Raw genomic sequence first — 7,183 nt, 5'->3', positions numbered from 1 at the left:
GGCCGGTGGCGGGCCGGGCATCTGGCCACCGGGCGCCGGCGGGGGCGTGTACGGCCCCGGGTACGGCTGCTGCGGCGGCTGGGCGCCGTAACCGTCGTACGGCGGCTGGCCGGGAGGCTGAGTCATCGGCGGGTGTCACTCCTTGAGTCGCTTCGGCGAGGCAAGAAGTGCGAGAACGCCTGCCTCCAGCCAGCCCAACATCCACCACCCGCTCAGTCGTACGCAAGTGCGTATCCCGGTTGGTTACGCGGTCAATACATGACCGACCGTCCGCAAGTGACCGCCCGCGTCAGGACCTTCCCCCGGCCCTCCCAGGATCCGCACGCTTCGGCCACAGTCGCGGCCTCCGCCGGGCCGCCAGATCCTCCGCCCAGCCGAACGCGACGACGCAAGCGACGACCAGCAGCCAGGTCAGGACCAGCACGGGCCAGACGCTCTCCAGCAGCCACGGGGCGTTCTGTTCGAGGAACGCCACGTCCCACAGCCGGTCCCACTGGGCGGCGGCGATCATGATGCAGGTGGTGTGCCAGAGATAGATCGTCACCGCACGGGAGTTGAGGAAGGTGATCACCCCGTCCCAGCGGCGCAGCCGGGGCGGCCACTGCGGCCACGACGGGCTCAGGTGCAGCAGCAGCGCCACCACGGCGACGGACCACAGGGACTGGGCGAACGGCATGTCGTCCAGGTCGTTGTCGGCGCCGTAGTCGTGGCGCAGGGCGTACCAGAGGCCGACCAGGGCGACCGCGGGGGCCACGGACGGCACGACGTACCTCGGGAGGCGCTTGAGGATGCCCTCCTGGTGGGCCATGCCGAGGATCCAGCAGGCGCCGAAGGTACTGAAGTCCGTCAGCCCCGAGGTGAGCCGCTCGCCGGGGACGACCAGCCAGCCCAGCTCGAACACCGCCGCCAGGGCGATCGGCGCGAGGACCGTCACCACCGGCAGCCTCCGCAGCGCGCGAAGCAGCACCGGGGAGAGGACGACGAACCAGATGTAGGTGCGGACGTACCAGAGGGGTCCGGCCAGTTCCACGGCCCAGTCGGCGCCGATGAAGCCGTGCACCCCGGGCAGGCCGTCGGCGTACGGCGGCTCGCTGACCGGGAGGATCCAGAACGTGAGGTGGAACCACCACCAGAGGGGATGCCAGTACGGATCCGGCCCCCAGCCCTGGGCCACCATCCCCGTCACACCGACGACGCCCAGCAGCCACACCGGTGGCAGCAGCCGGCGGAGCCGGCCCCTGACGACGCCCAGTGCCGGGCGCTTGAGCGAGCGCGCCATGAGGTTGCCGGCGAGCGCGAACATCACGCCCATGGAGGGGAAGACGAGCGGCAGCCAGCTCCAGCCCGCGAGGTGGTAGAGCACCACCCGGAAGATGGCGAGGCCCCGGAGCAGGTCGAAGTAGCGGTCCCGGCCGGGCGCGGGTGGCGCCGACGGCGTCTGCGGGGTGGAGTCCCGCGTGAGCGTGCTCATCCGACCGGCCTCCGCTCGCCGTCCGCCCGCTGTTGGGGCAGAGACGGCTCCTGCGGCGCACCGGGCAGCCCCACGGCCCCCGTCCGCCGCAGCTTCTGCCAGCGCAGCCGGCCGCCGATCAGCGCCGTGATCCACGACTGCAGCAGGACGACGTACATGAGCTGGCGGTAGAGGATCTGCTGGAGCGGGAGCGAGATCAGGTGGGTCATGCGCTCCTTGTCGAGGCGGAACGCCAGCGCGGCGCACACCACCTGGACGACCAGGACGCCCAGCCAGGCGCCGATCGTCTTCTCCGTCGGCCCGAAGATCAGCCCGTAGAGCAGGAACACGTCGATGAGCGGGGCCAGCAGGGGCGCCACGACCATGAACAGCGACACCAGCGGCAGGCCCACGCGCCCGAACCGGCCCGACGCGCCGCGGTCGAAGATCGCGCCCCGGTGCTTCCAGATCGCCTGCATCGTGCCGTACGACCAGCGGTAGCGCTGCGACCACAGCTGCTGGACGGATTCCGGGGCCTCGGTCCAGGCCCGCGCGTTCTCGGCGTACACGACGTGCCAGCCGTCGCGGTGCATGGCCATGGTGATGTCGGTGTCCTCGGCGAGGGTGTCCTCGCTCATGCCGCCGACGCGTTCGAGGGCCTCGCGCCGGAACGCCCCGACCGCGCCGGGGATCGTCGGCATGCACCGCAGGATGTCGTACATCCGGCGGTCGAGGTTGAAGCCCATCACGTACTCGATGTGCTGCCAGGCTCCGATCATGCTGTCGCGGTTGCCGACCTTGGCGTTGCCCGCGACCGCGCCGACGCGGGGGTCGGCGAAGGGCTGGACCAGCTCGCGGACGGTGGACCGTTCGAAGACCGTGTCGCCGTCCATCATGACGATGATCTCGTGCCGGGCGTTGGCGATGCCCCGGTTGAGGGCGGCGGGCTTGCCCGCGTTGAGCTGCCGTACGACGCGGACGCCCGGCAGGTCCTTGCCCAGCTCCTCGACGATGTGGGCGGTGCCGTCGCTGGAGCCGTCGTCGATGACCAGCACCTCGATGGGGTGGTCGCTCGCCACCAGCGAACGGACCGTCTTCTCGATGCACTTGGCCTCGTTGTACGCCGGGACGAGCACCGACACCGGTTCCGTGACGGGCCCGTTCGGACCCCAGCGGAAACCGCGTCGCCTGACCTTGCGGGCGTGCGCGATCGACAGGACCAGCATCAGGCCGAAGCGGGCGAGGACGAGGACGCCGACGACCGCGAGGGCGACCACGAGGACGCTCGTCGTCTTCTCCGAGACCTGCACCAGCGTCACCCAGACCTTGCCCTTCACCAGGCCGAGGCCCGTGACCGGGGTGTGTGCGCTGGGCGCCTTCAGGGCGCCGGTCAGGGTGTCGAACTTGTAGCCCTTGACCTGGAGTCCACTGATGTACCGGTCCAGCGCGGCGACGGTCTGCGAGCGGTCGCCGCCGGCGTCGTGCATCAGCACGATGGCGCCGTCGCCGCGCTCGGGCGTGGCCCGGCGGATGATCTCGTCGACGCCGGGCCGGGCCCAGTCCTGGCTGTCCGTGTCGCTGACGACGGTGATGTAGCCGCGGCTGCCGATGTACTGCGTGACCGGCCAGGTCCGGTTGTCCATCTGCTCCGAGAACGAGGAGTACGGCGGCCGGAACAGCGAGGTGCGGATGCCGGCGGCGCCCGCGAGCGCGAGCTGGTTCTGGGACAGCTCCCAGTCGATGCGGTCCTTGGACTGGAGCGAGAGGTCCGGGTGGTTGAAGGTGTGCAGGCCGATCTCGTGGCCCTCGTCGGCCATCCGCTGGACGAGGTCCGGGTAGCGCGAGGCCATCGTGCCGGTGATGAAGAAGACGGCCTTGGCCTCGTGCTTCTTCAGCACGTCGAGGACCTTGGGGGTCCATTCGGGGTCCGGCCCGTCGTCGAAGGTCAGGACCAGCTCGTAGTCGGGGACGTCGAGGCCGATCTGGCGGCCCGAGCGGGTGTCGATCACGGGCCCGCCCTTCAGTATCTTCTTCGGCACCCGGTCGTTCGCCACGGGCGGCCCGACCCGGTGGTCCGCGAGGATCTCGCTGTGCACGTATCCGCGCAGCATCAGCATGGCCATCAGGGCGAGGAGCAGCACACAGGGGAGCAGATGGCGCAGCGGCACCCGCCGCCCGGAACGCTTCTGCCTGCTCTTGCGCGGGCTCTTCCGCGATCGATTCGAGGAGCCGTTCGCGGAGCCGCCGGCCGTGCTCGCAGCCGTACTGCCGGACGGGTTGTCCACCGTGTCGCCGGCCGTGCCGCCCTCGGGGCTCTTCGGTGAACGCGGTGAGCGGGTAGGGCGCTTGGCGGCACGCGAAGGCGTGCCGCCGCGCTTGGAACGGGCCATCAGGCGGGGGTCTCCGGGTTCTGCGGGCTCTGCGGGCTCGACGGCTCCTGCGGGCTCGACGGCTCCTGCGGGCTCTGCGAGGTCTCCGGCGTCGACGTGGCGGGCTCGACGGGCGCCGGGGACGCCGGGCCGTCGGCGACGGTGTCCGTGCCGGAGTCCGGAGCGGAGCCGGGGCCGGGTCCGCCCGTCTCGGAGGGCGAGGGTGAGGGCGGGGGCGAGGCCGAGGGGCTGGGGTCGACCTTCGGCGGCTCGGGCGCGGAGGCGGACGGCTCGGGGTCCTTCACGCCGGTACTCGGCTTCGGCTTCGGCGTCACGCCGGCGCTGGGCCCGGCCGACGGCTTGGCACTGGCCGACTTCTCCGGCTGCCTGGCCCTGCCCGACGAGCCGGTCGGGGACTTGGCTGCGGGCGAGGACGTCGCTCCCGTACGGCCCCCGCCCGGACCCGCGTCCGGTACGAAGCCGTCCGCCTCGTCGGACCGGTCGTCCGACTCGGCCGGCAGCGGAGGTGTGTCCACCTTGCCCGCCGGCTTGTCGTCCTTCTGCATCGGCACCGGCAGCCAGGGGGCGTCCGAGTTGCCCGACACCAGCGTGCCGACGATGACCACGGCGTACGCCGCGCAGGCGGTGCCGACGGCGATACCGAGCCGCCGGTACATGTTCCTGCGCCGCCCCGACTCGTCGACGAAGACCGGCCCGTCGGAGTCCTGACCGGCGCCCGCCGCGTCCCCGTCCTTGCCCGCGTGCCTGCCCGGTCCCTCGTCCACTTCGCGCCCCACACCGTCGAGTTGCACGGTCACCTCGTGCGGATCGTGATTGCGTCCCGGCTGGTCGGGCTGCTCCCAGGGCGCCGGGACGGCACCCGACCGTCCCGCCGTGCCCGGGACCTCTGGGGCCCCGGAAGCGGTCGGCTGGCGAGGCACTCCGGTGCCCGGCCGCCCGGTGATCCCCGCCTGGCCGGAGATCTCCCTTCCGTGGTCCCGCTCGGTCCGGGACACCGCTCCCGTTCTGTCGGCGGCCTCGGGCCAGACCACCTCGCCCCCGGAGCCACTACCACCACGGCCTCGACCGAGGCCTTCGACTTCGCCATCGGTCCGCTTCGGCTGAAAGCCCTTCGGCTGAATGCCCTTGGGCCAGTTCTCGACGTGCACGCACTTCCCCCCACGGGATCGTTCAGGTGCGTGTTCGATGCCGGGCTGTCGCACTTTCCTGTACCGGACCGGACCCCCACCCGATCCGGGGCGCCCCGCCCATCACACACACCCGGGCCCCGAATGTAGGGGTGGGAGAGATGTCTATGTGTGTGATGTCAGGTGAAGGTCATCATGATGAGTGCATCTGTGACCGGAATCCACCCGTCCTCCTGATATGACAGCCATACTTCCGCCCCCGCCAACTCGGCGGCGGCCCGCCGCAACGCGTCGAGCCCCGGATGCGCGAACCCCTTCCGCCACACCAGCGAGACGGGCGACAGCGGCACGGGGTCGACGAGCGGCCGCGCCACCGTGCCCGGCATGGACGGGAAGTCCACCACCGCCAGCACCGGCGACCTCGTCCTGGCCATGATCCGCTGGAACTCCTCCTCCCCCACGGCCAGCGGGGCGGGCGCCGCGACCTCGATCCCCCGCCCCTCGAACAGCCGCCGCGCCAGCTCCGTCCACTCCGGCGTACGGGGATTCCCGGCGCCCGCGTACACCCGCTCACCCGCGAGTTCCGCCAGCGGTACGGCGTCCAGCCCGGCCAGCCGGTGGTCCTCGGGCAGGATCACCGTCATCGGCTCGTACCGCACCGGCTGCTGTGCGAGCCGCGCCCGCACCGCCGGTTCGAGCCCCGCGAACCTCCCGAACGACACGTCCAGCCGCCCCGCGAGGATCTCGGCAGCCGCATGGGTCAGCCCGCTCTCGTACCGCGCCATCAGCTCCAGCTCCGGCACGATCTCCCGGGCCCGGCGCAGCACCCGCGCCCCCGTGGCCAACCCCGGCGAATTCAGATCCACCAACAGGGGCCGCGCCTGCCGGAACGCGGCCACCAGCTCCTCCTGCGCCTCCACCACCCGCCGCGCATAAGGCACCAGCCGCTCCCCGTCCCCCGTCAGCACCACCTGCCGAGTCGTCCGCAGAAACAGCTCCACCCCCAACTCCCGCTCCAGCCGCCGGACATCCCGGCTGAGGGCCTGTTGGGCGACATAGAGGCGAGCGGCGGCCCGGGTGAAGTGCAGCTCTTCGGCGACGGCGAGAAAGCCACGAAGGAGCCGGGGATCGATGGCATAGGGGGCGACAGACATCCGGCGAATTTACAACCGGGGTGCGTGAATGGCCACGGAGTAAGTGTTGGACGGTGGATCATGATCGGGGCGACGGTGGCCGCATGCCGCATCCACCGACCGAACACTCCTCCGCGCCCCTGCTGACCGTCACCGCCGACACATTGGTGGCAGCCGACTTCGCCCCTCGCCGCCGCCCGACGACAGCGCCCCGAAAGGCGCGCGGGGAACTGCGCGACCAGCCACGACGAACCCGCACCCGCCGACGCACAACCACCCCCACCCCTTACCGCGCCCTCTTCCAAAAGCCCGGCACCCTCCGCTTCACCGCCGGCAACCTCATCGCCCGCCTCCCCATGGGCATGTTCAGCGTCAGCGCGATCCTCATGATCGCCGCCTCCCGGGACTCCTACGCCCTGGCCGGCGCGGTGGTCGCCACCGGCCTCGCCGCCACCGCCCTCGTCGCCCCCTGGACCGCCCGCCTGGTGGACCGCCACGGCCAGGCCAGGATCGCCGTCCCCGCCACCGCCCTCGCCTTCCTCGGCAACCTCTCCCTGATCGCCTGCGCTCACTGGAACGCCCCCGCCTGGACCCTCTTCGCCTCCTACGCCGCCACCGCCACGGTCCCCAACACGGGCGGCATGTCCCGAGCCCGCTGGGCCCACCTCCTGAAGGACAACCCCGCCGCCCTGCACACCGCCAACTCCTTCGAACAGGCCGCGGACGAACTCTGCTTCATGCTCGGTCCGGTGATCGCGGCCTTCCTCTGCACCACCCTGTTCCCCGAGGCCGGCACCCTCGTCGGCGGCATCCTCTGCATGACCGGCGTCCTGGTCTTCGCCGCCCAGCGCACCACGGAACCGCCCCCCACCGGCCGGACGACCGCGAGGTCCCCCCTCCGCAGCCCCGGCATCCCGCCCCTCCTCGCCGTCTTCCTCGCCACCGGCGCGGTCTTCGGCTCCCTGGAGGTCGTCACCATCGCCTACGCGGACGCCCGGGGCCACGCCTCGGCGGCCGGCCTGATCCTCGGCCTCCAGGCGGCCGGTTCCTGCGCGGCGGGGCTCGCCTACGGGGCGCTGCGCG

5 protein-coding genes are annotated in these 7,183 nt (G+C 71.9%); 1 reads left to right on the top strand and 4 read right to left on the bottom strand.

Going from position 1 to position 7,183, the window contains the following annotated elements:
* Positions 1-289 precede the first annotated feature (289 nt).
* From AWZ10_RS16675 to AWZ10_RS16660, 4 genes are all read right to left on the bottom strand, one after another.
* Entirely contained in the window at positions 290-1,471 is a 1,182-nt protein-coding gene (locus tag AWZ10_RS16675; RefSeq protein WP_046708174.1) for an acyltransferase family protein, read from the bottom strand.
* Positions 1,468-3,840, bottom strand: a complete 2,373-nt coding sequence (locus AWZ10_RS16670; protein ID WP_079104384.1) for a bifunctional polysaccharide deacetylase/glycosyltransferase family 2 protein — start codon at positions 3,838-3,840, stop codon at positions 1,468-1,470. Before AWZ10_RS16670 ends, AWZ10_RS16675 begins: the two co-directional genes overlap by 4 nt.
* Positions 3,840-4,835 carry a hypothetical protein gene (locus AWZ10_RS16665; protein ID WP_244172507.1) on the bottom strand — a complete coding sequence of 332 codons (996 nt, stop codon included), beginning with the start codon at positions 4,833-4,835 and terminating at the stop codon, positions 3,840-3,842. The genes AWZ10_RS16670 and AWZ10_RS16665 overlap by 1 nt, the downstream gene beginning before the upstream one ends.
* Before the next feature lie 311 nt (positions 4,836-5,146).
* On the bottom strand, positions 5,147-6,121 hold the full coding sequence (locus tag AWZ10_RS16660) for a LysR family transcriptional regulator (protein ID WP_046708791.1): 975 nt from the start codon (positions 6,119-6,121) through the stop codon (positions 5,147-5,149).
* Between the two features lie 83 nt (positions 6,122-6,204).
* On the opposite strand from AWZ10_RS16660, the gene AWZ10_RS16655 reads away from it, so the two are divergent.
* The coding region (locus tag AWZ10_RS16655; RefSeq protein WP_079104383.1) for an MFS transporter at positions 6,205-7,183 on the top strand (979 nt) is incomplete at its 3' end.

It is taken from the genome of Streptomyces europaeiscabiei (assembly GCF_001550375.1).
GTDB lineage: Bacteria > Actinomycetota > Actinomycetes > Streptomycetales > Streptomycetaceae > Streptomyces > Streptomyces europaeiscabiei.
This window is presented reverse-complemented; position numbering and strand designations above follow the sequence as displayed.